The organism is Mesorhizobium sp. GW821-FHT07A06, from assembly GCF_059419085.1.
The window spans coordinates 1-26,588 of record NZ_JBWKRC010000005.1; the positions used below are offsets into that span (position 1 = coordinate 1).

Annotated in this window: 27 protein-coding genes and 1 pseudogene; 24 read left to right on the forward strand and 4 right to left on the reverse strand. The window is 64.0% G+C overall.

Annotated elements, in window-relative coordinates; all coding sequences use genetic code 11:
• Positions 1-118: 118 nt before the first annotated feature.
• The 4 genes and pseudogenes from AC07SZ_RS17030 to AC07SZ_RS17045 all read left to right on the forward strand — a co-directional run bounded on the left by AC07SZ_RS17030 (position 119) and on the right by AC07SZ_RS17045 (position 3,297).
• Positions 119-577 carry a hypothetical protein gene (locus AC07SZ_RS17030; protein WP_494915539.1) on the forward strand — a complete coding sequence of 153 codons (459 nt, stop codon included), beginning with the start codon at positions 119-121 and terminating at the stop codon, positions 575-577.
• Entirely contained in the window at positions 574-1,329 is a 756-nt protein-coding gene (locus tag AC07SZ_RS17035) for an SDR family oxidoreductase (RefSeq protein WP_494915186.1), read from the forward strand. Before AC07SZ_RS17030 ends, AC07SZ_RS17035 begins: the two co-directional genes overlap by 4 nt.
• A gap of 76 nt (positions 1,330-1,405) precedes the next feature.
• Positions 1,406-2,821, forward strand: a pseudogene (gene lpdA, locus AC07SZ_RS17040) (dihydrolipoyl dehydrogenase); the annotation flags it as partial.
• A gap of 164 nt (positions 2,822-2,985) precedes the next feature.
• On the forward strand, positions 2,986-3,297 hold the full coding sequence (locus AC07SZ_RS17045; protein WP_494915187.1) for a hypothetical protein: 312 nt from the start codon (positions 2,986-2,988) through the stop codon (positions 3,295-3,297).
• A 203-nt stretch (positions 3,298-3,500) separates the two neighbouring features.
• Here AC07SZ_RS17045 and AC07SZ_RS17050 read toward each other — a convergent pair whose 3' ends face one another.
• Together AC07SZ_RS17050 and AC07SZ_RS17055 are read right to left on the reverse strand one after the other, a co-directional pair.
• On the reverse strand, positions 3,501-4,568 hold the full coding sequence (locus AC07SZ_RS17050; protein WP_172371747.1) for a TraB/GumN family protein: 1,068 nt from the start codon (positions 4,566-4,568) through the stop codon (positions 3,501-3,503).
• A gap of 311 nt (positions 4,569-4,879) precedes the next feature.
• A complete protein-coding gene (locus AC07SZ_RS17055) occupies positions 4,880-5,818 on the reverse strand; it encodes a tyrosine recombinase XerC (RefSeq protein ID WP_494915188.1) in 939 nt (312 codons plus the stop codon).
• Between the two features lie 147 nt (positions 5,819-5,965).
• Between AC07SZ_RS17055 and rimM the strand changes: the two genes are divergently transcribed.
• Positions 5,966-6,565: a ribosome maturation factor RimM gene (rimM, locus tag AC07SZ_RS17060; RefSeq protein WP_494915190.1), complete on the forward strand. Its 600-nt coding sequence runs from the start codon at positions 5,966-5,968 to the stop codon at positions 6,563-6,565.
• Entirely contained in the window at positions 6,562-7,260 is a 699-nt protein-coding gene (gene trmD, locus AC07SZ_RS17065) for a tRNA (guanosine(37)-N1)-methyltransferase TrmD (RefSeq protein WP_056574642.1), read from the forward strand. Before rimM ends, trmD begins: the two co-directional genes overlap by 4 nt.
• On the opposite strand, the gene AC07SZ_RS17070 is transcribed toward trmD, so the two are convergent.
• A complete protein-coding gene (locus AC07SZ_RS17070; protein ID WP_172371751.1) occupies positions 7,242-7,994 on the reverse strand; it encodes a sulfite exporter TauE/SafE family protein in 753 nt (250 codons plus the stop codon). The genes trmD and AC07SZ_RS17070 overlap by 19 nt on opposite strands.
• 328 nt (positions 7,995-8,322) lie before the next feature.
• Between AC07SZ_RS17070 and rplS the strand changes: the two genes are divergently transcribed.
• The 9 genes from rplS (at position 8,323) to AC07SZ_RS17115 (ending at position 17,285) form a co-directional block, all read left to right on the forward strand.
• On the forward strand, positions 8,323-8,868 hold the full coding sequence (gene rplS / locus AC07SZ_RS17075; RefSeq protein WP_027042867.1) for a 50S ribosomal protein L19: 546 nt from the start codon (positions 8,323-8,325) through the stop codon (positions 8,866-8,868).
• Between the two features lie 154 nt (positions 8,869-9,022).
• Positions 9,023-9,436, forward strand: coding sequence for an organic hydroperoxide resistance protein (locus tag AC07SZ_RS17080; protein WP_172371753.1), 414 nt, complete (start codon positions 9,023-9,025; stop codon positions 9,434-9,436).
• A complete protein-coding gene (locus AC07SZ_RS17085) occupies positions 9,433-9,969 on the forward strand; it encodes a MarR family winged helix-turn-helix transcriptional regulator (RefSeq protein WP_172371755.1) in 537 nt (178 codons plus the stop codon). Before AC07SZ_RS17080 ends, AC07SZ_RS17085 begins: the two co-directional genes overlap by 4 nt.
• A 157-nt stretch (positions 9,970-10,126) precedes the next feature.
• Positions 10,127-10,924 carry a transporter substrate-binding domain-containing protein gene (locus AC07SZ_RS17090; RefSeq protein WP_494915193.1) on the forward strand — a complete coding sequence of 266 codons (798 nt, stop codon included), beginning with the start codon at positions 10,127-10,129 and terminating at the stop codon, positions 10,922-10,924.
• 84 nt (positions 10,925-11,008) lie between these two features.
• The gene (locus AC07SZ_RS17095; RefSeq protein WP_056574650.1) at positions 11,009-11,821 is read left to right on the forward strand and encodes an amino acid ABC transporter permease; all 813 of its coding nucleotides are present in this window, start codon (positions 11,009-11,011) and stop codon (positions 11,819-11,821) included.
• A 56-nt stretch (positions 11,822-11,877) separates the two neighbouring features.
• Positions 11,878-12,513 (forward strand): class I SAM-dependent DNA methyltransferase, encoded by a 636-nt coding sequence (locus AC07SZ_RS17100; RefSeq protein WP_056574652.1) that lies wholly within the window; start codon positions 11,878-11,880, stop codon positions 12,511-12,513.
• Between the two features lie 568 nt (positions 12,514-13,081).
• The gene (gene leuC / locus AC07SZ_RS17105; RefSeq protein WP_056574655.1) at positions 13,082-14,491 is read left to right on the forward strand and encodes a 3-isopropylmalate dehydratase large subunit; all 1,410 of its coding nucleotides are present in this window, start codon (positions 13,082-13,084) and stop codon (positions 14,489-14,491) included.
• Between the two features lie 277 nt (positions 14,492-14,768).
• On the forward strand, positions 14,769-15,965 hold the full coding sequence (locus AC07SZ_RS17110; protein ID WP_056574657.1) for a GGDEF domain-containing protein: 1,197 nt from the start codon (positions 14,769-14,771) through the stop codon (positions 15,963-15,965).
• 105 nt (positions 15,966-16,070) lie between these two features.
• Positions 16,071-17,285: a GGDEF domain-containing protein gene (locus tag AC07SZ_RS17115; RefSeq protein ID WP_172371759.1), complete on the forward strand. Its 1,215-nt coding sequence runs from the start codon at positions 16,071-16,073 to the stop codon at positions 17,283-17,285.
• On the opposite strand, the gene AC07SZ_RS17120 is transcribed toward AC07SZ_RS17115, so the two are convergent.
• Positions 17,269-17,631: a hypothetical protein gene (locus AC07SZ_RS17120; RefSeq protein ID WP_056574659.1), complete on the reverse strand. Its 363-nt coding sequence runs from the start codon at positions 17,629-17,631 to the stop codon at positions 17,269-17,271. The two genes, AC07SZ_RS17115 and AC07SZ_RS17120, sit on opposite strands and share 17 nt — an antisense overlap.
• A gap of 315 nt (positions 17,632-17,946) precedes the next feature.
• Here AC07SZ_RS17120 and AC07SZ_RS17125 point away from each other — a divergent pair, with 315 nt between their 5' ends.
• The 9 genes from AC07SZ_RS17125 to AC07SZ_RS17165 all read left to right on the forward strand — a co-directional run bounded on the left by AC07SZ_RS17125 (position 17,947) and on the right by AC07SZ_RS17165 (position 26,509).
• On the forward strand, positions 17,947-18,372 hold the full coding sequence (locus AC07SZ_RS17125; RefSeq protein ID WP_494915196.1) for a hypothetical protein: 426 nt from the start codon (positions 17,947-17,949) through the stop codon (positions 18,370-18,372).
• A gap of 232 nt (positions 18,373-18,604) precedes the next feature.
• Entirely contained in the window at positions 18,605-19,024 is a 420-nt protein-coding gene (gene sdhC, locus AC07SZ_RS17130; protein ID WP_202325372.1) for a succinate dehydrogenase, cytochrome b556 subunit, read from the forward strand.
• Between the two features lie 2 nt (positions 19,025-19,026).
• Entirely contained in the window at positions 19,027-19,422 is a 396-nt protein-coding gene (gene sdhD / locus AC07SZ_RS17135) for a succinate dehydrogenase, hydrophobic membrane anchor protein (RefSeq protein ID WP_056574669.1), read from the forward strand.
• Position 19,423: 1 nt separating this feature from the next.
• Positions 19,424-21,259: a succinate dehydrogenase flavoprotein subunit gene (gene sdhA, locus AC07SZ_RS17140; RefSeq protein WP_056574672.1), complete on the forward strand. Its 1,836-nt coding sequence runs from the start codon at positions 19,424-19,426 to the stop codon at positions 21,257-21,259.
• Positions 21,260-21,261: 2 nt separating this feature from the next.
• Positions 21,262-21,699 (forward strand): DUF3052 family protein, encoded by a 438-nt coding sequence (locus tag AC07SZ_RS17145; RefSeq protein ID WP_056574676.1) that lies wholly within the window; start codon positions 21,262-21,264, stop codon positions 21,697-21,699.
• The gene (locus tag AC07SZ_RS17150; protein WP_494915199.1) at positions 21,699-22,478 is read left to right on the forward strand and encodes a succinate dehydrogenase iron-sulfur subunit; all 780 of its coding nucleotides are present in this window, start codon (positions 21,699-21,701) and stop codon (positions 22,476-22,478) included. The genes AC07SZ_RS17145 and AC07SZ_RS17150 overlap by 1 nt, the downstream gene beginning before the upstream one ends.
• 159 nt (positions 22,479-22,637) lie before the next feature.
• Positions 22,638-24,029 carry an aminotransferase-like domain-containing protein gene (locus AC07SZ_RS17155; RefSeq protein WP_494915200.1) on the forward strand — a complete coding sequence of 464 codons (1,392 nt, stop codon included), beginning with the start codon at positions 22,638-22,640 and terminating at the stop codon, positions 24,027-24,029.
• 154 nt (positions 24,030-24,183) lie between these two features.
• Entirely contained in the window at positions 24,184-24,630 is a 447-nt protein-coding gene (locus tag AC07SZ_RS17160) for a DUF983 domain-containing protein (protein WP_172371767.1), read from the forward strand.
• Positions 24,631-24,865: 235 nt separating this feature from the next.
• Positions 24,866-26,509: a sulfatase-like hydrolase/transferase gene (locus AC07SZ_RS17165; RefSeq protein WP_494915202.1), complete on the forward strand. Its 1,644-nt coding sequence runs from the start codon at positions 24,866-24,868 to the stop codon at positions 26,507-26,509.
• Positions 26,510-26,588 lie beyond the last annotated feature (79 nt).

Sequence of the window (26,588 nt, forward strand, 5' to 3'; positions counted from 1 at the left end):
GCCCAGCCAGCATCTTGAATCACAAAATCACCTCGGCGTGAATCCCAACCGATTCAAATCAACAGCAACACGCTCTAGCCTTCCAAGGAGCGTTCTGATCTCGACCATCGCGGGCGGCATGGTGCTGGCCGCGGCCAACGCGCATGCCGCCTGCCCGATCGAACTCGCGGTCTATGGCGACGCGCAAAGCGGCAGCGAGATCGATTTTACCCCGACCGGCACCTCGGCCACCGTCACCAATACATTCCGCATGATCCTCGACAACAATGTGGTGCTGAACGGCATCGTCATGTGGAACGAAGGTGTTTCCAGGCCGAACGGCGCGCTGTTGTACAAATGCCCGGAAGGCGACACCACCGGCGATGAACTCGCCGCCTGTACCGCCTGGCATGGTGTCATCTATACATCTGACGACAAGGGCAGCATCGGGCTGTTGCCGGCGGAAGGCGTCGAGGCGCCGAAGACGCTGATCCTGCCGGACCTCGGTCCGATGCTGCATCAGTCAACTGCCTATGGCGGCAGCGGGTTTTCGAAAGTGCCGTCGGATGTTTTCACGCTGAAAGGATGCCAGGAATGAACGAGGCGCAAAAAGTGCTGCTGGTCACCGGCGGCAGCCGCGGCATCGGCGCCGCCGTCTGCCGGCTCGGGGCCAAGGCCGGCTATCGCGTGGCAGTCAACTATGCCTCGAACAAGGCTGCCGCCGATGCGCTGGTCGGCGACATCAAGGCCGCCGGCGGCGACGCTTTTTCGGTCAAGGGCGATGTTGGCAGCGAGGCCGATATCCTGGCCATCTTCGACGCGGTGGACCGCAGCTGGGGCAGGCTCGACGCCTTCGTCAACAATGCCGGCATCGTCGACGCCAAGGCGCGCGTCGACGAGATGAGCGTGGCACGGCTCGAACGCATGATGCGCATCAATGTCGTCGGTTCCATCCTCTGCGCCCGCGAGGCGGTCAAACGCATGTCGACCCGCCATGGCGGCAAGGGCGGAGCGATCGTCAATATCTCGTCGGCCGCGGCGGTGCTGGGCGCGCCGGACAATTACGTCGACTATGCCGCCTCCAAGGGCGCCATCGACACGTTCACCGTCGGGCTCGCCCGCGAGGTGGCGCTGGAAGGCATCCGCGTCAACGCGGTGCGGCCGGGCATCATCGACACCGACATCCACGCCTCCGGCGGACAGCCGGACCGGGTGGCGCTGATCCAGGACACGCTGCCGATGAAAAGAGCCGGCACCGCCGATGAAGTCGCCGCCGCTGTTCTCTATCTTCTATCCGATGCCGCGTCCTATACGACAGGCGCGATCCTGAATGTCAGCGGCGGCCGCTGAGCGCTCTCAAGCAGTTCGAGCATGATGTCATCCGAAAACCGCGTCACACTTTTCGGCATCATGCTCAAAACAGAAGGACAGTATCATGGCTTATGACGTCGTTATCATCGGATCGGGACCCGGCGGCTATGTCTGCGCCATCAAGGCGGCGCAGCTCGGGCTGAAGGTCGCGGTGGTCGAGAAGAACGCAACCTTCGGCGGCACCTGCCTCAATATCGGCTGCATCCCGTCCAAGGCGCTGCTTTACGCCTCCGAGATGTTCGCCGAGGCCGGACATTCCTTCGATACGCTCGGTGTGGAGATCGCCGCACCGAAGCTGAACCTGACGAAGATGATGGCGCACAAGGATGCGACGGTGTCGTCCAACGTCAACGGCGTCGCCTTCCTGTTCAAGAAGAACAAGATCGACTCGTTTCGCGGCACCGGCAAGGTGCTTTCCGCCGGCAAGGTGTCGGTGACCGGCGAGGACGGCAAGGTCGAGGAGATCGAGACCAAGAACATCGTCATCGCCACCGGCTCCGACGTCGCCGGCATACCCGGCGTCAAGGTCGATTTCGACGAGAAGGTGATCGTGTCGTCGACCGGCGCGCTGTCGCTGGACAAGGTTCCCGGCCATCTGGTGGTGGTCGGCGGCGGCGTCATCGGGCTCGAGCTCGGTTCGGTGTGGGCGCGGCTTGGCGCCAAGGTCACCGTGGTCGAGTTCCTCGACACCATCCTCGGCGGCATGGACGGCGAGGTCTCCAAGCAGTTCCAGCGGCTGCTCTCCAAGCAAGGCTTCGAGTTCAAGCTCGGCGCCAAGGTCACCGGCGTCGCCAAGGCAAAGAAGGGTGCGACCGTCACCTTCGAGCCGGTGAAGGGCGGCGCCGCCGAGACCATCGCTGCCGACGTCGTGCTGATCGCCACCGGCCGCCGCGCCTTTTCGGACAGTCTCGGCCTGAAGGAAGCGGGCGTCGAGGTCGACGAGCGTGGCCGGGTCAAGACCGACGGGCATCTCAAGACCAACGTGCCCGGCATCTATGCCATCGGCGATGTCATCGCCGGGCCGATGCTGGCGCACAAGGCCGAGGACGAGGGCGTGGCGGTGGCCGAAACCATCGCCGGCCAGGCCGGCCATGTGAACTACGAGGTCATTCCGAGCGTCGTCTACACCAGCCCTGAAATCGCCTCGGTCGGCAAGACCGAGGAAGAACTGAAGAAGGCCGGCATCGACTACAAGGTCGGCAAATTCCCGTTCAGCGCCAATGGCCGGGCACGCGCCATGCTGCATACCGATGGTTTCGTGAAGATCCTCGCCGACAAGGTCAGCGACCGCGTGCTGGGCGTGCATATCGTCGGCTTCGGTGCCGGCGAAATGATCCACGAGGCGGCGGTGCTGATGGAGTTCGGCGGCTCGTCGGAGGATCTCGCCCGCACCTGCCATGCGCATCCGACGATGTCGGAAGCGGTGAAGGAAGCGGCGTTGGCCACCTTCTTCAAGCCGATCCATATCTAGGGGGCACCCAACGCTTCGTCATCCTGTGGCGGAGCAAGGAGCGGAGCGACGCGGCGTAGACCATAGGATCCATGCCGTGACTTCAGAGCCCCCAGCGGCCATGAATTCTGCTCCGCGGCGACTTGGTCGAGGCCGCGGCATGGATCCTCGGGTCAAGCCCGAGGATGACGACCGTGCGAAACGACGGTCATCGCTCAAAACAAAACGGCCCGCTTTTCAGCGGGCCGTTTGTATCTGGTATCGAGCCGATCAGTTGGCCGGTGCAGGCGCCGGAGCGGGAGCGGGCGCTGGAGCCGGAGCAGGCGCTGGTGCTGGTGCTGGTGCTGGTGCTGGTGCCGGAGCTGGCGCGGGCGCCGGTGCTGGCTCTGGTGCCGGAGCGGGCGCTGGGGCCGGTGTGCTGGCGGCCGGCGCTTCGGCGGGTGCCGGATGCTCGCCGCTTCTGCCGAAAACGTAATACGCGACAATCGCCAGGATAACGACGACCAGAGCAATCAGCCAGGGGCTGCCGCCGCTGCCGCTTGGCCTGGGAGTGTCGTTCGATGGATTCGCCATAAAAGTGTCCTCCGTGGATGAAAATAATCAATCAACAGCCATCAACGCGCAACCGTTGAATGGGTTTCACGCTAGGGAAGGAAAGCGCCGAAAACGCGGCGTTTGGGACCCTCCGCTGCCATCCGACTCAATTGACGGCGGTGACAGTATAGCCGGCTTTGCGAAAATCCTCGACCAGTCCCTCGGGACCGGGAAGGTGCAGCGCGCCGACCGCCATGAAGGCGTTGCCCCTGGCCAGGATCGGCTCGGCGTGATCGATCATCACCTTGTTGCGGCTGGTGATCATGGTTTCCTCGAAGGCCGCATAGCCGGCCGCGTCGTTCTGCTCTTCGGGCATGGCGGCGCGGAACAGTGGCCAGAACATGCCGGTTTCGCCGCGCTGGTAGAGCAGGATCATGGTCTCGTTGATGTCGTTGACCTTGTCGCCGAGTTTCAGCGTGTCGACGAGGCCCTTCATGTGAAAGGCGAGCGGCAGCGAGGCCATGGCGCGCAGCTGGCTCTCGGCCGTTTCCAACCCCTCCACCGGCTTGCCGGCGGCCTTGGCGCCCTCGGCCAGCTTGACGTCGAGCACAGGAGCCCCGCCGGACTGGCGGGCGAGTTCGCAGGCCGGAAGCGCCATCATGGCCGAAAGCATCCAAGGCTTCATCTTGGCGACCGTTGCCGGCGGAATGCCGCGCGCATCGAGCGCGGCATTCATGGCCGCTGCTTCGTCCGGCGTCAGCAAGGACGACAGCGTCGTGGAGTCGGTGAACATCATCAGGTCCGGCTCCTTGAGCATCGCCGTCATCATCTTCTGCTTGTCGAGCACGTCGGTGGTTTCGATGATGAGGGTGCCGGCGGCGTCAAAGGCTTTCTGCGCGTCCGGCGGCAGCGTGGTGACGCGCGGGTCCGTCATGTGCATGGTGCCGAAAAGGTAGGATGGCTGTTCGCCTGGTTTTTCCAGCTTCCACAACAGGCCTTTGCCGTTGAGTGTCGCGGCGGCCTCCGCCTCGATCTTGCTGTAGGTTGCAGGGCTGCTCTTCTGCAGGGCCGTCACCATGTCGGCGCCGGTGCAGGTCGGGATTTCCGCATGCGCCCTGCCCGCCGCGAACAACAGCATGGCAAGGAAGGACAGGAAAAACAGCACGTTGAGCGTGACAAGCAGCCTCAGCGAGATGGAGGCCGCACGGTCGGCGATGGCAATGACGCGTTTCATGGCACCTTTCTAAGGATGAAAAGCGGCAAAACGGTTAATTGGCGCTATGAAATTGTCCTCAGTGCGATGAGCTGTCGGATGAAGTGCCCTTTGTAGTTTGCGGAAACGCTCATCGCGTCGTCATCCACGGGCGGAGCAAGGAGCGCAGCGACGCAGCGCAGACCCGAGGATCCATGCCGTGACGTTAATGCGTTGCAACGGTGCAGAATTCTGCTCCGCTAGTATTCCACGCCCGAGGGTCACGGCATGGATACCAGGGTGTCCGCGACGGAGCTTCGCTCCTGCTTCGCCCTAGTATGACGAAGCCAGTTTCACGCCCTCGGATGCGCCGATTCGTAGATTTCGAGCAGCCTCGCCGTGTCGACGCCGGTGTATATCTGCGTCGTCGACAGGCTGGCGTGGCCCAAGAGTTCCTGGATGGTGCGCAGATCGCCGCCCCTGCCGAGCAGATGCGTGGCGAAGGAGTGGCGCAGCGCGTGCGGCGTCGCCGTGTCGGGCAGGTTGAGCGCCGAGCGCAGTTTCGCCATGTCGCGCTGGATGATGGCCGGATTGAGCGGGCCGCCGCGCGCGCCACGAAACAACAGGCCTTTCGGGTCGAGATGATAGGGGCAGAGCCTGCGGTATTCGGCGATTGCCCGAAGCGCCACCGGCAGCACCGGCACCAGCCGCGTCTTGCCGCCCTTGCCGGTGACGCGCAGCACGGTATCGGCCTCCGAGGCCAGGTCGGCGCCGGCGAGGCCGAGCGCTTCCGAGATGCGCAAGCCCGAGCCGTAGAGCAGCGTCAGCACGGCTGCATTGCGGGCGGCGATCCAGGGCTCTTCCGCCAGTTGACCTTCCATGGACACAACCTGTTTGGCATCGCTTGCAGTCAGCGGTTTGGGCAGCGACTTGGGCTGGCGCGGCGCGCGCAGGGCTGTGGCACCCGCGGCGTTGGCGAGGCCATGGCGTTCCAGGAACCGCAGCAGCGAGCGGATGCCGGCGAGACCCCGGCCGAGCGTACGGGCGCCGACGCCTTCGTTGCGGCGGGCGGCGAGGAAGCCGCGCAGATCCGCCGGGCGCAGATTGGCGATATCGGAAATGCCCGGCGAGCCGCCGCAATGGCCGGTAAGGAAATGCAGGAACTGGCGCGTGTCGCGCTCATAGGCTTCCACTGTCTCGGATGACAGGCGACGTTCACGCGCGAGCATCTTCAGCCAGCTTTCGCGTGCCGCCTGGAGATCGGGTTTGGCCGGGATGAGAAATTCCTGCATGGCGGCATTTTGGTGTATCCGGGTTAGGAAGCGGTGAAGAGCCCGTCAATGAAATGGCAGCGGGGAAATGACAGTGGGGAAATGACAGCGGGCGATCATTGAAATGACGCCGGGCTGGGGCTAGAGCAGGCCAAAGGATATTTCGCGATGAGCAAGCCGCAAAACCCCGTCCAGATGGCCGTTATCGGCGCCGCCCACGGCATCAAGGGCGAGCTCAGGGTGAAAACCTTCACCGGCGAGCCGATGGCGCTGGCCGATTATGGCCCGCTCTATGCCAGGGATGGCCGTGCCTTCCAGATAACCGACATAAGGCCGGCCAACACCGTCGTCGTGGTGCGCTTCAAGGGCATCAGCGACCGCAACGCCGCCGAGGCGCTCGCCGGCACGGAGCTGTTCGTCGACCGCTCGATGCTGCCCGACGATGGCGAGGAGGACGAGTTCTATCATGCCGACCTGATCGGGCTGAAGGTCCGGGACGATACGGGTGCCGCGCTCGGCAAGGTGGTCGCGGTGCACAATTTCGGTGGCGGGGACATCCTCGACGTGACGCTTTCCGGCCGCAAGGGCGTGCTGATCCCGTTCACGCAGGCCGCCGTGCCGCAGGTGTCGATCGCCGAGGGTTTTGTCCGCATCGATCCGGCGGCTGCCGGCCTGGTCGAGGACGAGGATGGCGAAGCGCCGCGCGAGGAAGACTTCGACCCCAAGGGCAGGCCGCGCGGACCGCGCGACGCCGGGGGCAACCGGTGACGTTCAAGGCTTCGGTGCTGACGCTCTATCCCGAGATGTTTCCCGGCGCCCTCGGCCTGTCGCTGGCGGGCCGCGCGCTCGAGGCGGGCACATGGTCGCTGGAAGCGATCCAGATCCGCGACTTCGCCACCGACAGGCACCGCACCGTCGACGACACGCCGGCCGGCGGCGGCGCCGGTATGGTGATGCGCGCCGATGTGCTGGCCAGGGCGATCGACCATGCCTCGCCGGGAGGCGATCCACGCCCGCGCCTGCTGATGAGCCCGCGCGGCGGACCGCTTACGCAGGCGAGGGTGCGTGAGCTTGCCGCCGGGCCGGGCGCCGTCATCCTGTGCGGCCGCTTCGAGGGCGTCGACCAGCGGCTGATCGAGGCCCGCGGCCTGGAAGAGGTGTCTATCGGCGATTTCATCCTCTCCGGTGGCGAGCCGGCGGCGCTCGTTCTGCTCGACGCTGTGGTGCGGCTGTTGCCCGGCGTGATGGGCAATGCGGTGTCGGGCGAGGAAGAAAGTTTCGAGAACGGCCTGCTCGAACATCCGCACTACACAAGGCCGCAGGAATTCGAGGGACGCGAGATTCCCGAAGTGCTGATCTCCGGCAATCACAAGAAGATCGCGGCATGGCGGCGTGAGCAGTCGGAAGCGCTGACGAAAGAACGGCGGCCGGATCTGCTTGGCGGTCAGCCCTTGCCGAAATAATAAAAAGCCAGAAACAGGCCGACGGCGATGACGAAGCCGCGCACCACGTTCTGCGGCACTCGCTTGGCGATCCAGACGCCGGCATAGCCGCCCAGCGCACCGCCCGGGATCATGACGATTGCCTGCGGCCAGGCGACGACGCCACCCGAGACGAAGACGACGATGGCGACAGCCGCGATGACCACGGCCAGCATGTTCTTCAGCGCATTCAGCCGGTGGTAGTCGCCGGACTGCGTCAGGCCGAGCGTTGCCAGCATCATCACGCCCATGCCGGCGCCGAAGAAGCCGCCATAGATGGCGGTGGTGAATTGCGCCAGCGAGCCGGCGAGCGAGCCAACCGATGCCTCATGGCCTGGTTTTGGCGCCGGCTTCAGCCATGGTCCGGCGGCAAACAGCGCCGTTGCGCCCAGCAGCAGCCACGGCACCAGGGCGCGGAACGAGGGATTGTCGAGCGCCAGCAGGATCAGCGCGCCGGCCAGCGCACCGATCGCCGAGATGAGACAGAGCAGCAGGGCGCCGCGCCAGAAGTGGCGGATGTCGGTCCAATAGGCGAGCGTCGAGGTGATGTAGCCTGGAAATTGCGTGACCGAGGAGGTTGCGTTGGCGACGATCGGCGGCAAGCCGACCAATGTCATGGCGCCGAAGGTGATGAAGGTGCCGCCGCCGGCGACCGCGTTGGCAGCGCCGGACAGGAAGCCCGCCAGGAAAAGCAGGATGGCGTCGAAGACAGACATGGAATGCCGCCGCGGAAACTGTGGTATTCCAGGCTTAGGAAGCTTGGCAGGCGGGCGCAACCCGGCACGGGCGGTATTACAATGGTGCCATGCAGGCAAAAAAGAGTCGTGCTCGGGCGTGACAAAGCGCCGAAATAGCTGTATGTGCGCGCCGAACCGGAAGAAAAATCTGCCGGGCCCGTCAACAATGACGGTGTAGTCGCCCCTGTCCGATGTCTTGGAGACAAAAATGTCTCAGGGACAAAGGACATAGCCGAGCGGTCAATGGAACTGCAAGGCGAGCGCAGGGCGCTCTGACTGTCGGAAGAACAAGAAGTGGACTATTGAGATGGATATTCTCCGTCAGCTCGAGGCCGAGCAGGCCGCCAAGATCGAAGCCAAGCGCAAACTTCCCGAATTCCAGCCCGGCGACACCGTGCGCGTCCAGGTCCGCGTGACCGAAGGCACCCGCACCCGCGTCCAGGCCTATGAGGGCGTCGTCATCGCCCGCGCCGGTTCCGGCTTCCAGGAAAATTTCACCGTCCGCAAGATCTCCTACGGCGAAGGCGTCGAGCGCGTGTTCCCGGTCTACTCGCCGATGGTCGAGGGTGTCGAGATCGTGCGTCGCGGCAAGGTGCGTCGCGCCAAGCTCTATTACCTGCGCGACCGTCGCGGCAAGTCGGCCCGTATTTCGGAAAACACCGGCGTGCGCGCCCGCAAGCTCAACGACGAGGAGCGCGACGCGCTGAACGCCGAGAAGGCCCGCATCGAGGCCGAGAAGGTCGCCGCAGCCCAGGCGCTGGCCGCCGAGACCGCCGCCAAGGAAGCCGCCGAGAAGAAGGCCGCCGCCGAGGCTGAGGCCGCCAAGGCCGCTGAAGCGACCCCGGCCGAATAAGATTTTCGGCAATCCTATTCAAAGGCGGCTTCGGCCGCCTTTTTTCGTTTCACCGGACTGTGAGCGCCTCGGGCCTGGGAAATTGGATCCGGGTATTGACGGCATATTATCTTGTACACTAACTAATCGTGCACAAGATAATTGGAGGCATGATATGGCACTTTATACCGCACAGGCTCACGTCACCGGTGGCCGCGCCGGCCATGGCGAGACCAGCGATGGCCTGCTCAAGGTCGATCTGGCGATGCCCAAGGAGCTTGGTGGGCCGGGCGGCGCCACCAATCCCGAGCAGCTTTTCGCCATCGGCTACGCTGCCTGCTTCGAGAGCGCCATCCGCTTCGCCGCGCGCAAACAGAAGCTGCCGCTCGAGGATGCCGCGATAACCGCCACCGTCAACCTGCTTCCCAATGGCGAGGGCTTCAAGCTCGGCGTCGCGCTCGCGGCGGAGACGAAAGGTCTTGATCAGGCGGCCGCTGAGGCGCTTGTATCGGAGGCACACAAGATTTGCCCCTATTCGAATGCCATCAGGGGCAATGTCGACGTAGCGCTTTCGGTAAAGGCGGCATGACGACAAAAGTCGAAACGAGAGCCAAGGATGTCCCGGCGGAGGCGGCCGGGACATTTCACGTGCCGCGGCTCGATCAGCAGCTGTGTTTCGCGCTCTATTCGGCGAGCGGGCTGATGACCAAGGTTTATCGCCCGCTGCTCGAGCCGCTTGGTCTCACTTATCCGCAATATCTGGTGATGCTGGCGCTGTGGGAGCACGCACCGAGCACCATTGGCGCGCTTGGCGAGGCGCTGGGCCTGGATTCCGCGACGCTGACGCCGCTGCTCAAGCGGATGGAGGCAAGTGGTCTCGTCACGCGCCGGCGCGATGCCGCCGACGAGCGCCGGGTGCTTGTCGAGCCGACGGCCAAGGGCCAGACGCTGCGTGCTCACATGAAGGATGTGTCCGCCGCACTCGCATGCAGCGTGCCGCTGGGGGCTGGCGAAGCGAAAGCCCTGCACGCAACACTCACCCATCTTGTCGCCGGTCTGCGCAAAGCCGCGACCGATGATCGATCAGCGGATGCGCAAGCGCCGGTCCCTGGCTCGAGATAAGCCGATCATCCCGAAATCCCTGAATTGAGGGCATCGGAATCCCCTTTCACGCACGCTGACGCAGCGGACCGTCTTGCATGGCGTTTGCGGAAAGCTAAAGTCGGCGCCGGATTTCCTGTAAGCCCATCCGGGCGCCTTCAATTTTCGGGAGTGTTTCATGACCAAGTCGAAACTGCTGCTGGCCGTCCTGCTTGCCCTCGTCCTGGCGCCTATTGCCGCTTTCGCCCAGGCGCTGCCCGATCTCGGCGGCAAAAAGGTGGTGGTGGTGACCGAAAACGCCTATCCGCCGCTGCAGTTCATCGACGCCAAGACCGGCAAGCAGATCGGCTGGGAGTATGACGCGATGAACGAGATCGCCAAGCGGCTCAACTTCAAGGTCGAGTACCAGAACACCTCCTGGGACGCGATGATCCAGGCCGTTTCCGACAACCAGTACAACATCGGCATGACCGGCATCACCATCAAGGACGACCGCAAGGCGAAGGTCGATTTCTCCGATCCCTATATGCGCTCGGAGCAGTTCATGCTGGTGCGCGGCGACGAAAGCCGCTTCACCGACGCCAAGACCTTCGGGGCCTTCAAGGACGGGCTGATCGGCGCGCAGGCCGGCACCACACCCTTCTACACCGCCGTCTACAGCGTGCTCGACGGCAATGAGCAGAACCCGCGCATCAAACTGTTCGAGACGTTCGGCGCCACGGTGCAGGCACTGAAGTCGGGCGACGTCGATGTCGTGCTGACCGACGGCACCGCCGGCAAGGGCTATGTCGATGCGTCGGGCGGCAAGCTGAAGCTGATCGGCGGACCGCTCGGCACCGAGGATTTCGGCTTCATCTTCCCGAAGGGATCCGATCTGGCGAAACCGGTCAACGCCGCGATCGCCGCGCTCAAGGCGGACGGGACGTTCGACGCACTGAACAAGAAGTGGTTTCTCGACTACAAGATGGGGCAGTGAACTCGTCTTGGCGCGTTCGTGGGGTGACGTAGAACTCGCGCCAGGTCCGGCCGGCTTGGCACGCTGCCTTGGCGGCCGCGCCTGATGGCGCCTTCGTCCTCGTCCACCAAAGCCGAATTCCCCTGGTGGCTTGCCGTTGCCGCCGCCCTTGCCCTGGCGGCGGCTTTGTTCATCGCGGCCAGCGATCTCTATGCCCAGGTCTTTGCCACCGTCGCCAAGGGCATCGGCGTCACGGTCTTCGTCACTGTGGTCGCTTTCGCCCTGGCGTCGATCATCGGCCTCGGCATCGCCTTGATGGGCCTGTCCGCGTCGCCCTGGCTGCGCCAGATCGCCCGCTTCTATGTCGAGATCATCCGTGGCGTGCCGATCCTGGTGCTGCTGTTCTGGATCGCGTTTGCCGGCGCGCCGGGCTTCGTCGCGGCCTGGAACGCGCTGACCGCGCCGCTGCAGAGCGCCGGCTATCTCGGCGAACTTCTTGTGCGCGACGTGTCGCTGCTGTGGCGCGCCATCATGGCGTTGACCATCGGCTACTCGGCCTTCATCTCTGAGGTTTTCCGGGCCGGCATCCAGTCGGTCGAGAAAGGCCAGATCGAGGCGGCCAAGGCGCTCGGCTTGAGCCGCGCGCAACGCTTCCGGCTGATCGTGTTTCCGCAGGCGATCCGCACCATATTGCCGCCGCTCGGCAATGATTTCGTCGCCCTGGTCAAGGATTCCTCGCTGGTCTCGGTGCTCGGCGTCGCCGATATCACCCAGATGGGCAAGGTCTATGCCGCCGGCTCGTTCCGCTTCTTCGAGACCTATTCGATAACAGCCTATATCTATCTCATCCTGACCGTCGGCCTGTCGCTGGCGCTGAGGGCGCTGGAGCGGCGCTTGCGCCGCCAGCACCAGGAATAGCCTTTCGACGCGGACAGGGTTACGATCCTGTCGGCATACAGGTGTGGGGAGGTCTCATGATCGTCGACAAAGCCAATGCGGCGCTGGATTCCGTCTATGGCGCCGACACGCCGGAATCGCTGGCGCAAGCCTACGCCGCATGGGCCGCGACCTATGACAGCGAGACCGCCTCGCTCGGTTATCTGCTTCCCTTCCTCATCACCGCCTGGGTGGCGCGCTATGTTCCGGCCGGTGAAGGGCCGCTGCTAGACGCCGGCTGCGGCACCGGCCTGTCCGGGCCGTCGCTGAAGGCGCTTGGCTATCGTGACATTGCCGGGCTCGACCTGTCGGATGACATGCTCAAGATCGCCGGCAGCCGCAACGCCTATGGCGAGCTGAAACAGGCGATGCTGGGTGGGCCGCTGCCATGGCCGGACGGTTATTTCCGGGCCTTCTTCTCGACGGGTGTGTTCACCATCAGCCACGCTCCGGCATCCGGCCTGCACGATCTGGTGCGCATCACCAAAAAGGGTGGCCACGCCATCTTCACCGTACGCGACCAGGTCTTTGAAAGCGGCGGCTTCCAGGCAGTCTTCGACGAACTCACGACAGCGAACAAATGGCAGCTCGTCGAACAGAGCCCGTGGTTCCGCTGCTACGCGATCGCCGAGCCCGATGCATTGGTGAAGACGTTCGTGTTCGAGGTTTTGTGAGCGGTGCGTTCCCCAACCTTGGCTCCTTCCTCTCCCTCCGGAGGGGGGAGAGGTGGCGCTGCGGAGCAGCGACGGAGTGGGGGAAGGCGGTCCTCAAATGCGCCGCGCAGACAACCACCACCACCACAGGACCTGATCAAGCCGAGGCATTGCCCGACTTTGAAATAGCAACGCCCGAGCCAGGTCGCCCCCCACTCCGTCGAGCTTCGCCCGACACCTCTCCCCCGATCGACGGGGGAGAGGAAGGGCGCGCGTTCGCCGCGCTTGGTGCCCTTGCTCTCCCCTGAAGGTGTGGAAGCGTGGGCGACGGACCCAAGTCGCGCCGCCACGCCGCAATTGCCGAAAAGCCAAAACATTGGTATGAGCCACGCCATGGAAGAGCTTTTTGGCGATCCGGCCTACAAGGGGTTCGTGCTGCAGGACAGAAAACGCCTGCCGTCGCGCTTCTCCGCGCGCGTGTCCGGCGCGCTGACCAGCCGACTTACCTAGGCCGACCCGTTCAGGTCGTCACGCCGGGAACCGCCCGGCGTCTGCTCTTTCCCATTCTCATATCGACGGATTTACGCACATGAGCGCACCGCGCACCCTCTACGACAAGATTTTCGACGACCACGTCGTCGACCGCCAGGACGACGGCACCTGCCTGCTCTACATCGACCGCCACCTCGTCCATGAAGTGACCAGCCCGCAGGCCTTCGAAGGCCTGCGCCTGAGCGGCCGCAAGGTCCGGCATCCGGAAAAGACGCTGGCCGTGGTCGATCACAATGTCTCGACCTCGCCCGAACGCAAGTTCGGCATCAAGAATGAGGAAAGCCGCATCCAGGTCGAGGCACTGGCCAAGAACGCCAAGGATTTCGGCGTCGAATATTATTCCGAGAACGACATCCGCCAGGGCATCGTCCACATCATCGGCCCGGAGCAGGGCTTTACCTTGCCCGGCATGACCATCGTCTGCGGCGACAGCCACACCTCGACGCATGGCGCGTTCGGCGCGCTGGCGCACGGCATCGGCACGTCGGAAGTCGAGCATGTGCTGGCGACGCAGACGCTGATCCAGCGCAAGGCCAAGAACATGCTGGTGCGCGTCGACGGCCAACTGCCGGAAGGCGTCACCGCCAAGGACATCATCCTGGCCATCATCGGCGAGATCGGCACCGCCGGCGGCACCGGCTATGTCATCGAGTATGCCGGCGAGGCGATCCGCTCGCTGTCGATGGAAGGCCGCATGACGATCTGCAACATGTCGATCGAGGGCGGCGCGCGCGCCGGCTTGATCGCGGCCGACGAGACCACCTTCGCCTATGTCAAGGACAAGCCACGTGCGCCGAAGGGCGCCGCCTGGGATGCCGCGCTCGCCTATTGGAAGACGCTGCAGTCCGACGAGGGCGCGCATTTCGACAAGGTGATCGTGCTCGACGCGGCCAAGCTGCCGCCGATCGTCTCCTGGGGCTCGTCGCCCGAGGATGTCGTCTCCGTGCAAGGCATCGTGCCGAACCCGGACGATATCACCGACGAAAACAAGCGCACCTCCAAGCAGCGCGCGCTCGACTATATGGGCCTGACGCCGGGGACAAAGATCACGGACATCGCGCTCGACCGCGTCTTTATCGGCTCCTGCACCAATGGCCGCATCGAGGATCTGCGCGCCGCCGCCAAGGTGATCGAGGGCAAGACCGTCAATCCGCGCGTCAACGCCATGATCGTGCCGGGGTCGGGCCTGGTCAAGGAACAGGCGGAAGCCGAGGGCCTCGACAAGATCTTCCTGGCCGCCGGTTTCGACTGGCGCGAGCCGGGCTGCTCGATGTGTCTCGCCATGAATGACGACCGGCTGAAGCCGCATGAACGCTGCGCCTCGACCTCGAACCGCAATTTCGAGGGCCGGCAAGGCTTCAAGGGCCGCACCCATCTGGTCTCGCCGGCAATGGCGGCGGCGGCGGCGATCGCCGGCCACTTCGTCGACATCCGCGACTGGAAATAACAGCCGGTCCACACGTTTCCACGTATGAAAGACCCCGGGCCGCATCGCGGCTCCGGGGTCTTTTTCATTCGAGCGGCCCGCATATTCGCCTAGAGCCGGATGATTTCAGGTCGAATCGACCTGAAATCTGAATCCGCCTCTAAATCAAAGAGATAGAGCATGATGTCGTCCGAAAACCGCTTCACACTCTTCGGCATCATGCTCTGGGCTTAACCGCTTGTTTGGGCTTGCCCTCTACACTCTTACGCGACGTCAAACGAGGGGAAGTCACGGTCCTTTGGACACCGGCCTGTTCATAGCGCTGCTCAATCCAACGATCGCGCTGGCCCTCGGCGCGGCCTTCCTCGTGCTATGGACCTATCAGCGCCACCGCCCCTATCTGGCCGTGCTGGCGTTCAGCTACTGTGTTTCGGCACCCGGCTTCCTGTTCCAGTATTTCACCTTGCCCATCGGCATGGCGCTGACCAAGCTGGTGTCCAACATCTGCTTCACCATCGCCGGCTGCTGCCTGTCGGGGGCCATCGTCGCCCGCTACGGCCGCAAGGTACCCCATGTGGGCATCGGCGTGCTGGCAGGCGGCGGCCTGGCGTCATTTTGCTGGTTCCTGTTCGTCGAGCCGGATCTCACCTGGCGCATCCTGGCGATGAATTTCGCCTTCGGTGGCATCAGCCTGCTGGTCGCCGCCGAATTGCGGCCGGTGCGCAACAATGGCCCAACCGAGAAGATCCTGTTCCTACTGTCCCTGCTGTCGGGCCTGAATTTCTTCGTGCGCACCCTTGTCGTCGTCATCGCGCATGGGCCGTTCACCAGCTATGACGGTTTCTACGGTTCGTCCTACTGGACGACGGCGTTGCTGTCGCACGCGCTCTTGTCGCTGCTGATCGCGCTTTGTCTGTTCACCGCCGCCGCACTCGACGTGATGAAGGCGCTCAAGGCCGAGACGCATACCGACCCGCTGTCGGGCCTGCTCAATCGGCGCGGCTTCGAGGAGCGCGCCGAGTTCCTGTTGCAGCGTTGCGCGGCGGCGAAGTTTCCGGTCGCGCTGGTGCTGGCCGACCTCGACCATTTCAAGGCGCTCAACGATGTGCACGGTCATGCCGCCGGCGATCGGGTGATCGCCGATTTCGCCGCCAAGCTCCGGTCCGCCACCGGCGCGCGGGGTGCCGCCGGGCGCATCGGCGGCGAGGAATTCGCCGTGCTCTTGCCGTTGAGCGATCTCGCCGCCGCGCGGCTGTTCGCCGAAGCCGTGCGCACGCTCTATTCGGCAGGCGGCATCGACGGGCTCCCCGCCGGCACCAAGGTCACCGCCAGCTTCGGCGTGGCGGCCCGCAGCGGCGAGGAAGCGCTGGAACCCTTGATGCGACGTGCCGACGAAGCGCTCTACAAGGCCAAGAAGAACGGCCGCGACAGTGTGCGCCTTTCCTTTGAACGGCCGGAGGCGGTGTTCGTGCCGGAGCCGTCCAGAGCCGGATGATTTCAGGGCGAATCGACCTGAAATCTGAATCCGTCCCAATCAAAAGAGATAGAGCATGATGTCGTCCGAGAACCGCTTCACACTTTTCGGGGAATGCGAAAAAAGATGAGCGGCGCCAACTTCATCCTGCTGATCAATCTGTCGGTTGCCGGCCTGCTGGCGGCATCCTTCATGGCGGTCGCGTTCCATGATGCCGGCCGCGTCCCGGCACGATGGTTTGCATCGGGCTATGTCCTGGGCATGGCCTACTCGGCCATCGAATTCAGCATTCCCGCCTTCACCGATGCCCGGCTGCCGGTGGTGACCGCCTTCGCGGTTTTCCTAGGCGCCACAATTGCCTTCAATGCCGGACTGGCCCGCAAATACGGCGTCGCGCCGCCGTGGCCGGCGATGCTGTTCTTCCTGCTTGCCGCCACCATCGCGGTCTATCTCGTCCAGGACCTGCCGCGCCAGTCGCTGGCGCGCATGATGGCCTACCAGCTTCCCTATGCCGTGATGCAATTCGTCGGGCTGGCCATCGTCTGGTCGTCGAGGCAAAGGCATGGCCGACTCGATCGCATCCTGATGGCCGTGCTGGCCGCCAGCGGGCTCCAATTCGCCTCAAAGCCGTTCATCGCGCATGCGCTTGGCGGCTGGGGGGCCAATCCGCAGGCCTATCTGCAAAGCAACTACGCGCTGGTTTCACAATCGCTCGGCACTGTCTTTGCCCTGGCACTGGCGCTGCTGATGTTGGCCATCCTGGTTCGTGACGTGCTTGCCGAAGTGACGTCCAAGTCGGAGACGGACACGCTCTCGGGATTGCTCAATCGTGGTGCCTTCACGCGACAGGCCGAGCTCGCGGTGCTTGGCGCCTTGCGGCAAGGCGTGCCGGTCGCCCTGGTCATCGCCGATCTCGATCATTTCAAGGGCATCAACGACAGTTTCGGCCATGCCTCCGGCGACCGCGTGATCGAGACCTTTGCCGGTTTCCTGCGCGAAGCCGCCGCCGGCCACCATGTCGCGGGCCGCCTCGGCGGCGAGGAATTCGCAATCATCCTGCCCGGGACCAACCTCGCCGCCGGCCGGTTGTTCGCCGAAGGCACGCGCAGCGCTTTCGGCGCGCTGCCCATCGACGGGCTGCCCGTGGACAATCGCTGCACGGCGAGTTTCGGGGTCGCCGAACTTCATCCGGGCGAGGAGATTGCCGATCTCATGCGGCGCGCCGATGAGGCGCTCTATCAGGCGAAGAATGCCGGGCGCGACTGCGTACGCATCTCCGCCGGGCCGGCGGATGTCCAGGTGTCGGCCGGGTCGGAAGCCAGCGCTAGCGGCAGGGGCTGAGTTCGGGCATTTCGCCGTCGGACAGTCCGTACATGTAGCTGCGGCCTTTGATGAAGACCGGCGGCCGGTAGCAATCGCTGTAGCCCGATATCTCGTCGGATTCGTTCTGGTAGATCACCTTGGGCTGGCCGGCACTGGTGTAGTCGGACAGTTGCTTGGCCAGTCTGCCCTCACCGACGAGGATGCGCTTGTAGCCGGCGGCGCTGTCGATGACGAGATTGCCGAAGGAATCGGCGTAGACGCGGTCCTGATGACGGGTCCCGGCGAGCGCCGGCACAGCCAGGCCGGCAACCGAAGCCGCCATGATGATCGCCGCAAGGCGCGATCTGCCAGAGTTCGAACGCATGGCGTCCTCCGTGTTCGAGGTTTGATGGGATGGATGTCGTTGCCCAAACCGCCGACGCACTTTGGAGCGACATGCACAGCCTCCTCGAATCAGAAATTAACCTTTTCTTAACCTTTGTTAAGAGGCTAGCGCGTTTGTCGGCGATGTCTCGACAAACATGGTTAATATCCGTCTGGACAAAAACCGGGCGGCCATCATTCGGCCATGCTTGGCCGCACCATCGCGGCCGGCATCGAAGCGATCCGAGGGTAACGCTGGGGCAACCTTGATCTTGGCGCGGCATCGTGGCTAGTCTGCCGCGCGGGAGGACAGCATATGGCGTTTCGCGGGACGGTTTGGGTGTCCGTTTTCCCGTTGCTCGCCATCGTTGCCGCGTGCGTGCCTCAGGATGGCGTGCCGAAGGCGGCCAACACCGTCCCGCCCCCGCCGGCTCTGCAGTCCGTCGCGGCCCCGCCGCCCTCGGCACCGGCGACCAAGATCACCACCGACCTGACCGCGCCGCGATCCGGCATCGGCACGGCCACCTACAGATGCGGCAACAACGGCATGATCACCATCCAGAATCTCGGCTCGTCATTGCATGTGGTCGGACCCGATGGCGCGACCGAGGAGTTCGCGGCGTCGCCCGCCAATCAGTCCAGCCGCTACCAGGAGGCAGCGACGCATGACGCAATCGTGATCGACGGGCGCGAGGCGCTGGTGATGAAGAGGGGCTCGACGCCACAGACCTGCAGGCGATAAGGCCTGCGTAAACCGCGGCAGCCTATCGCACTGCAGCGAACGCTGTGCCGGCTTCTAATCGATTGAGGCGAAAGGCCGCCGGTTTGTCAGACTAAATGACGTTTCCAAAACGATTTTCTGGCTTTGACGCGGTGCAAAAAGAGCATTAGAAACCGGCTGTCCGAAGTCGCAACCGAAAGCGGCAATGCCGCATTTCCACCTGGGGCTCCAGAGACGCCGAACTGGGGGAGCCATGAGCAAATCACCAGCCACCCGCGAATTCGCCCGGCGTGAACGGCCGCTTTCGCCGCACCTGAGCGTGTACCGGCCGCCGATCACCATGACGATGTCGATCATCCATCGCATCACCGGCGGCGCGCTTTACTTCGGCACGCTGCTGGTCGCGGCCTGGCTGATGGCGGCGGCAAGCTCGCAGCCGGTTTTCGACTGGGTCAACTGGGCCTTCGGCACCTGGCTCGGCCGGCTCATCCTGTTCGGCTACACCTGGGCGCTGATGCATCACATGCTGGGCGGCGTGCGCCACCTGGTCTGGGACACCGGCGCCGGCCTCGAAAAGCACACGGCCTCCAGGATCGCCTGGGCAACGCTCGCGGGCTCGATCCTGCTCACATTGCTGATCTGGGTCGCCGGCTATATGGCGCGAGGAGCCTGACCATGAGTACTGGCAAGACCGACATGCGCACGCCGCTGGCGAAAGTCCGCGGCCTCGGCTCCGCCCGTGAGGGCACCGGCCACTTCTGGCGCCAGCGTCTCACGGCCATCGCCAACATCCCGCTGACACTGTTCTTCGTCGGGTTCCTCATCGCGCTCAACGGCGCCGGCTATGCGGAGGTGCGCGCGGCACTTGCCAATCCGTTCGTCGCCCTTGTGCTGGCCCTGGTGCTGGTCTCCGGCCTTATCCATATGCGGCTCGGCATGCAGGTGATCATCGAGGACTACGTGCATGGCGAAGGCATGAAGCTGGCGCTCATCGCGCTCAATACATTTTTCACTGTAGCGGTTGGCGTCGCCTCGATCTTCGCCCTGCTCAAACTGGCATTCGGAGGCTGAGTTGGCCAAGGACGCGAAATCAGCCAACACGGCAGGCTACACCTTTGTCGATCACAAGTTCGACGTGGTGGTGGTCGGGGCCGGCGGTGCCGGCCTGCGCGCCACGCTCGGCATGGCCGAGCAGGGCCTGCGCACCGCCTGCATAACCAAGGTGTTCCCAACCCGCTCGCACACGGTGGCGGCGCAAGGCGGCATTGCCGCCTCGCTGTCCAATATGGGCCCGGATTCCTGGCAATGGCACATGTACGACACCGTCAAGGGGTCGGACTGGCTCGGCGATGTCGACGCCATGGAATATCTGGTGCGCGAGGCACCGGCGGCGGTCTACGAACTCGAGCACTATGGCGTGCCGTTCTCGCGCACCGAAGAGGGCAAGATCTACCAGCGGCCGTTCGGTGGCCACATGATGAACTACGGTGAAGGCCCGCCGGTGCAGCGCACCTGCGCCGCCGCCGACCGCACCGGCCACGCCATCCTGCACACGCTTTACGGCCAGTCGCTGAAGAACAACGCGCAGTTCTTCATCGAGTATTTCGCGCTCGACCTGATCATGGAGCCGGACGGCACCTGCACCGGCGTCGTCGCCTGGAATCTCGATGACGGCACCATCCACCGCTTCTCGGCCAAGATGGTGGTGCTGGCGACCGGCGGCTACGGCCGCGCCTATTTCTCGGCCACCTCGGCCCACACCTGCACCGGCGACGGCGGCGGCATGGCATCGCGGGCCGGCTTCCCGCTGCAGGACATGGAGTTCGTGCAGTTCCATCCGACCGGCATCTATGGCGCCGGCTGCCTGATCACCGAAGGCGCGCGAGGCGAAGGCGGCTATCTCGTCAATTCCGAAGGCGAGCGTTTCATGGAGCGCTACGCGCCGTCGGCCAAGGACCTTGCCTCGCGCGACGTCGTCTCGCGCTGCATGACGCTGGAGATCCGCGAGGGCCGTGGCGTCGGCAAGAAGAAGGATCACATCTTCCTGCATCTCGACCATCTCGATCCGGCCGTGCTGCATGAGCGGCTGCCCGGCATCTCGGAATCGGCAAAGATCTTCGCCGGCGTCGACCTGACCAAGGAGCCGATCCCGGTTCTGCCGACGGTGCACTACAATATGGGCGGCGTGCCAACCAATTACTGGGGCGAGGTGCTGAACCCAACCGCGGAGAACCCGGACCGGGTGTCGCCCGGGCTGATGGCGGTCGGCGAGGCCGGCTGTGCCTCGGTGCACGGCGCCAACCGGCTGGGCTCGAACTCGCTGATCGATCTGGTGGTGTTCGGCCGCGCCGCGGCGATCCGCGCCGGCCAGGTCATCGACCGCAAGGCGGCGATCCCTTCGCCCAACGAAGCCTCGGTCGAGAAGATCATGGATCGCTTCGACGGGCTGCGCCACGCCAATGGCTCGACGCCGACGGCGGTGCTGCGCGAGAAGATGCAGAAGGCGATGCAGGAAGACGCCGCCGTGTTCCGCACGCAGGACTCGCTGGAGAACGGCTGCAAGCGCATTTCGGAAATCTGGGGCGAGCTCAAGGACATCAAGGTCTTCGACCGCTCGATGATCTGGAATTCCGACCTGGTCGAGACACTGGAACTGGAGAACCTGATGGCCAATGCCATCACCACGGTCTACAGCGCCGAGGCGCGCAAGGAGAGCCGCGGCGCGCATGCGCGGGAAGACTTTTCCGCGCGCGACGATGCCGCCTGGCGCAAGCACACGCTGGCGAGGGTGAGTGAGGACGGCAAGGTGACGCTCAGCTACCGGCCGGTGCACACCGAGCCGCTGCTGGCCGAAAAGGACGGCGGCATCAGCCTCGCCAAGATCGCGCCCAAGGCCAGGGTATACTGACGATGGCGCTGGCGGCGACGGGATATTCCGGCACGCCTCTTCCGGCCAAGCTCGGCCTGAAGGACGGCATGACCGCGGCCTTTATCGCGCTGCCGCCGGAACTCGACGGCCTGACGGACGCCGTCGCCTTTGCCGAAGTCGACCGGCTGGCCGATTGGTCCGGCATTTCCGGTGTTGCTCTCAAATACGACGCTGTCCACGCCTTCACCAGGCAGCGCGCCGAGATCGAGAACCGCTTGGGCGATGTCGAGGCGGCGATCAAGCGCGATGGCATGGTCTGGGTGTCCTGGCCGAAAAAGGCATCGAAAGTGCCGACCGATGTCACCGAAGGGGTCGTGCGCACTGAAGCGCTGAAGCGCGACCTTGTCGACGTCAAGGTCGCCGCAGTGAATGAAATCTGGTCCGGGCTGAAGCTCGTCATCCGAAAGGACCTGAGGTAATGGTCGAACTCACGCTTCCCAAGAACTCGAAGATCCAGCAGGGCAAGGCCTGGCCGAAGCCGGAGGGCGCCACCAATCTGCGGGAATACCGCATCTACCGCTGGTCGCCGGACGATGACGAGAATCCGCGCATCGACACCTATTTCGTCGACATGGACGATTGCGGGCCGATGGTGCTCGACGCGCTGCTCTGGATCAAGAACAAGATCGACCCGACGCTGACCTTGCGCCGCTCCTGCCGCGAAGGCATTTGCGGCTCCTGCGCCATGAACATCGACGGCTCCAACACGCTGGCCTGCACCAAGGGCTGCGACGACATTTCCGGCGCCGTGAAAGTCTATCCGCTGCCGCATATGCAGGTGGTCAAGGACCTGGTGCCCGACCTCACCAATTTCTACGCCCAGCACGCCTCGATCGAGCCGTGGCTGAAGACGGTGTCGCCGCAGCCGGCCAAGGAATGGCTGCAGAGCCATGAGGACCGCGAGAAGCTCGACGGGCTCTACGAATGCATCCTGTGCGCCTGCTGCTCGACCTCGTGCCCGAGCTACTGGTGGAACGGCGATCGCTATCTCGGCCCGGCGACGTTGCTGCAGGCCTATCGCTGGCTGATCGACAGCCGCGACGAGGCCAAGGGCGAGCGGCTCGACAATCTCGAAGACCCGTTCCGGCTCTACCGCTGCCACACCATCATGAACTGCGCGCAAACCTGCCCCAAGGGCCTCAACCCGGCCAAGGCGATCGCCGAGATCAAGAAGATGATGGTCGAACGGCGCGTCTGACGCCGACTATCTTGCCCCCCCTTGGGGCGGGCTGTCGTGTCGGCAAGGTCGGATCGTCCGGTCGCCGACAGTGCTCCCATCGCCAGCCAATTGTCGGGGCCTTGCATTCGCCTGCCGTGACATACAATATCCATACATCTGGATCGCGAGGCGAAGGCAATGGACGACAATCAGGCTTCATGGACGCCGGTCATCCGCAAGGGCGACGGGCCGGTCTACCTCGCCATTGCCGATGCCCTGTCGGCTGATATCGTCTCGGGCCGGCTGGCCGGCGGTTTCAGGCTGCCGCCGCAGCGCGCGCTGGCGGATGCGCTCGGCATCGATTTCACCACGGTCAGCCGCGCCTATGCCGAGGCGCGCAAGCGGGGCCTGATCGACGGGCGGGTCGGGCAGGGCACCTATGTCCGGGCTCGGCGACCGAGCGAGGGACGAGGTGTCTCGACCGGCCTTGTCGACATGAGCATGAACCTGCCACCCCGGTTCGAGGATGCCGGGCTGGTCGCGCGAATGTGGGATCGAATTGCCGATCTGCGGGCGGATGACGGGCTGGGCCTGCTTCTGCGCTACCAGGAGGCCGGGGGAACCGCGCGCGACCGCGCCGCGGGCGCGCGCTGGCTTTCACCGAGGCTCGGCGCCATTCCCGCGGAGCGGCTTCTGGTCTGCCCCGGAGCACAGGGCGCGCTGCTGGCGCTGGCCGGCGTGCTCGCCGGACCCGGGGAGACGATCTGCGTCGAGGCCCTGACCTATCCCGGCTTCCGGTCGCTTGCCGCGCATCTCAGGATCAATCTCGTCGGCGTGCCGATCGACGAGCATGGACTAATTCCCGAAGCATTCGAGGCCGTGTGCGCGGAACATCGGCCAAAAGCACTCTACTGCACGCCGACCCTGCACAATCCGACGACCGCGACCCTGCCTCTCGGCCGTCGCGAGGCCCTGATCGAGATTGCCCGCCGCCATCAGGTGCCCATCATCGAGGACGATGCCTACGGTGCCTTGCCGGCCGACGCCGTGCCGCCGCTGGCCGCGCTCGCGCCGGATCTCGTCTATCATGTCGCGGGCCTGGCGAAATGCCTGTCCCCAGCCTTGCGGATCGCCTATCTCGTGCCGCCGGATGGCCGCTCCGCCGCCAGGGTGGCGAGCGCCATAAGGGCGACCGCCTCCATGGCCTCTCCCCTGACGGCCGCGATCGCGACCCGCTGGATCGAGGAGGGCACCGCCGACGCGGTCCTTGCCGCGATCCGCGAGGAGTCGCGTCGCCGGCAGGCGATCGCCGCCGCCATCCTGCCGCCCGGCTTCGGACAGGCCGACCCGCAGGGTTTCCACGCATGGCTGCGGCTGGCCGGTCCCTGGACGCGGGGCGAGTTCACCGCGCGCCTGCGCTCGGCCGGCATCGGCGTGGTGGCGAGCGACGCCTTCGCCATCGCCTCGCCGCCCGAGGCTGTCCGCCTTGGGCTTGGCGCGGCCGCCAATGAAGACGATCTGCGTGACAGCCTGCGGATCGTTGCGGACCTTCTGTCGCAGTCGCCGGCCATGTCGTCGATGGTGGTTTGATCTTGTAGGGATTGCTCTTGACAATGTATGCATACATACCACATACATTGTGCAATCAATGACGCCATGGGGACCAGCAAGTTCTGCCGCCGCACGCGGGCGAGTGACCGCGAAAGGGCAGGGTTTCCACGCGCCGCAGACAAGGGCAAAACAAATGGTTCAGGATCGCGAATGGCCTCCCCTCTCACCGATTGAGACGGGCATAAGGGGGCGGTGTCCGCGCTGTGGCGAGGGACATCTGTTCGAGGGCTTCCTGAAGCTGCGCAAAGGCTGCGAGGTCTGCGGGCTCGACTATTCGTTCGCCGACCCCGCCGATGGCCCGGCTTTCTTCGTGATCTGCTTCGCATGCGTGCCGAGCGTAGTGCTGGCGCTCTGGATCGAGGTGCGCTTCGAAGCGCCCTACTGGGTGCATCTCTTCACCACCTTGCCGTTCATGCTCCTGACCTGCATCCCGCCGCTGCGGCCGCTGAAGGGATGGCTGGTGGCCAGCCAGTATTTCTACAAGGCGGAGGAGGGCCGGATGGTAACGCCGCTGATCCCGCCGGCATCCGTCGTGGGGGCTGGTTCGACCGCGACCTTGCCTGGCGACGACAGGCGGTGACGACAGCAACCGCGGTCCGCCTTGTCTGGCCTGCTCCTGCTTGATGAGTGGCCGACCGTGCCTGATCGTTGTTTCCAGACACGCTGCCCGCCAGGGCAAGGCTTTTTGGCGACTTATATTAGAAACTACGCAAGTAATTGGCCGCCTGATACGCGAGGCCTAGCAGCATCGACTTAGTATAGTTTTAAGTGGTTCGCGATATCCATTTTTGGCATTGTCGATCGAGAGCAAAGTTATGCGCGGCTTCATCTTGAATCGGTACTCAGTATCCGGGCCGTTGATCAGCGTGGCAACAGTGGGATCGCTCACTTGGCTTGTCTCGCTGATCTATTTTCAGGAGAAGGGGCTGCTTGCGGCTGTCGGCCTAGGGATCTTAATCGCGCTTGTTTCGATGGAGAGATTCCGGGACAAAAAGGCAGGCCAGAAGAAAACCGGGTGGTTCAGGCTCTATTTCGCGCTTTTCCCCGGCTTTCTATTCCTTGTCTATATCTATCTCGAAAGCGCCTTCGGTTATTTTGATTGGGGTGCGATGTTGATGCATGTCGATGCGGGTATCCTCACGCCCGGTGTCGTTTTTGAATATCTGATGCATACCGGCAGTACCATACTGGTCATTGCAGTCGTTCTTGTCGGCCTTGGCGCAATGAAGGCGCGTGGCACGCTGACAAGAGGATTGGACGTCGCCCTGATGGCGTTCTTCCTGGCGGCGAACCCGATGCTGATGCGTCCGATCTCGGCGGCGATCCATCCCAATCCGTTGCATGATTTTCTGATCACGCGGTTCGTCGATATCACTCCGTTGACAGAACCAGAATCAGGCATGGCGTCCGTGGCGGCCGCGCCAAGGAACCTGGTCCACATCTTCATCGAGAGCGCCGAGCGCACTTACGTGAACAAGGCGGAGTTCGGAGACGTCATGGATCCGTTGCTCGAATTCGACAAGCGCGGTCTTTCGGCGACGAACATGGTGCAACTCGCCTACACCAACAACTCCATGGCCGGAATGGTGGCAGCGAACTGCGGAACGCCGTTACTGATGACCTATTTCACAACGCGCCAATATCTGGAGGAGAATTCGCAATTCCTGCCGGGCCTGACATGCCTGGGCGATGTTCTAAGGGCACGAGGCTATCGGCAGAACTTCATTTCCGGTTGGCCGCTCGGCTTTACCGGTCAGGGGGCATTCTACGCTTCCCATGGCTACTCTTCGCTTCTCGGGGGAGCCGATGTGGTGGCCGCCGTCGGCGGGCCTGGCAGCTCATTCGGCGCCGACGACGCCCAGGTTCTGGATATGAGCCTCGACGTCTTGCGGCGCGCGCAGCAAGGCGGCAAACCGTTCTCGCTGACGATCGCCGTCAGCGGCGGCCATGCGATGGATGGCTACCTGACCAACAAATGTATCGGCAACACGGGACTTTCCTCGCAGGCCCCCAACATTCTCCATGCCGTGAAATGCACGAACATGCTTATCGCGGACTTCATCCATAAAGCCGAGGCCGAAGGCCTGATGGCAAACACCGTTCTGGTGCTGCAAAGCGACCATCTTAGTGCTCCAAGCACCGTGACGGATCGTTTGAACAAATATGAACGGCGCAACTTTTTCTCTCTCTCGGGCACAGGCATTCCTGCCAAAGTGTATGCTGGGCTTTCGGGCACGATCGACATATTTCCGACCATTCTGGATGCACTGGAGGTGCCGCTGACGAATGACCAGGCTGGCTTTGGCGTTTCGCTGCTCGGGGACCGACCGACGCTGACCCAGGTGTTTGGACAAGCCCAGTTCGACGATGCGATCTATGCCGAGGATGTGCTCGTCAGATCGTTCTGGCAGTTGAAACCGTCACGGGCTGACGTGGCGCCCGAAGTCGAGTTGGACTAGATGCCAAGGCGCGCTACGTGCATATGTGTTGGACGCCAAATCGCGCCTTGAAGTCCGCCGCCTGGTCGAGCGGAAAGCC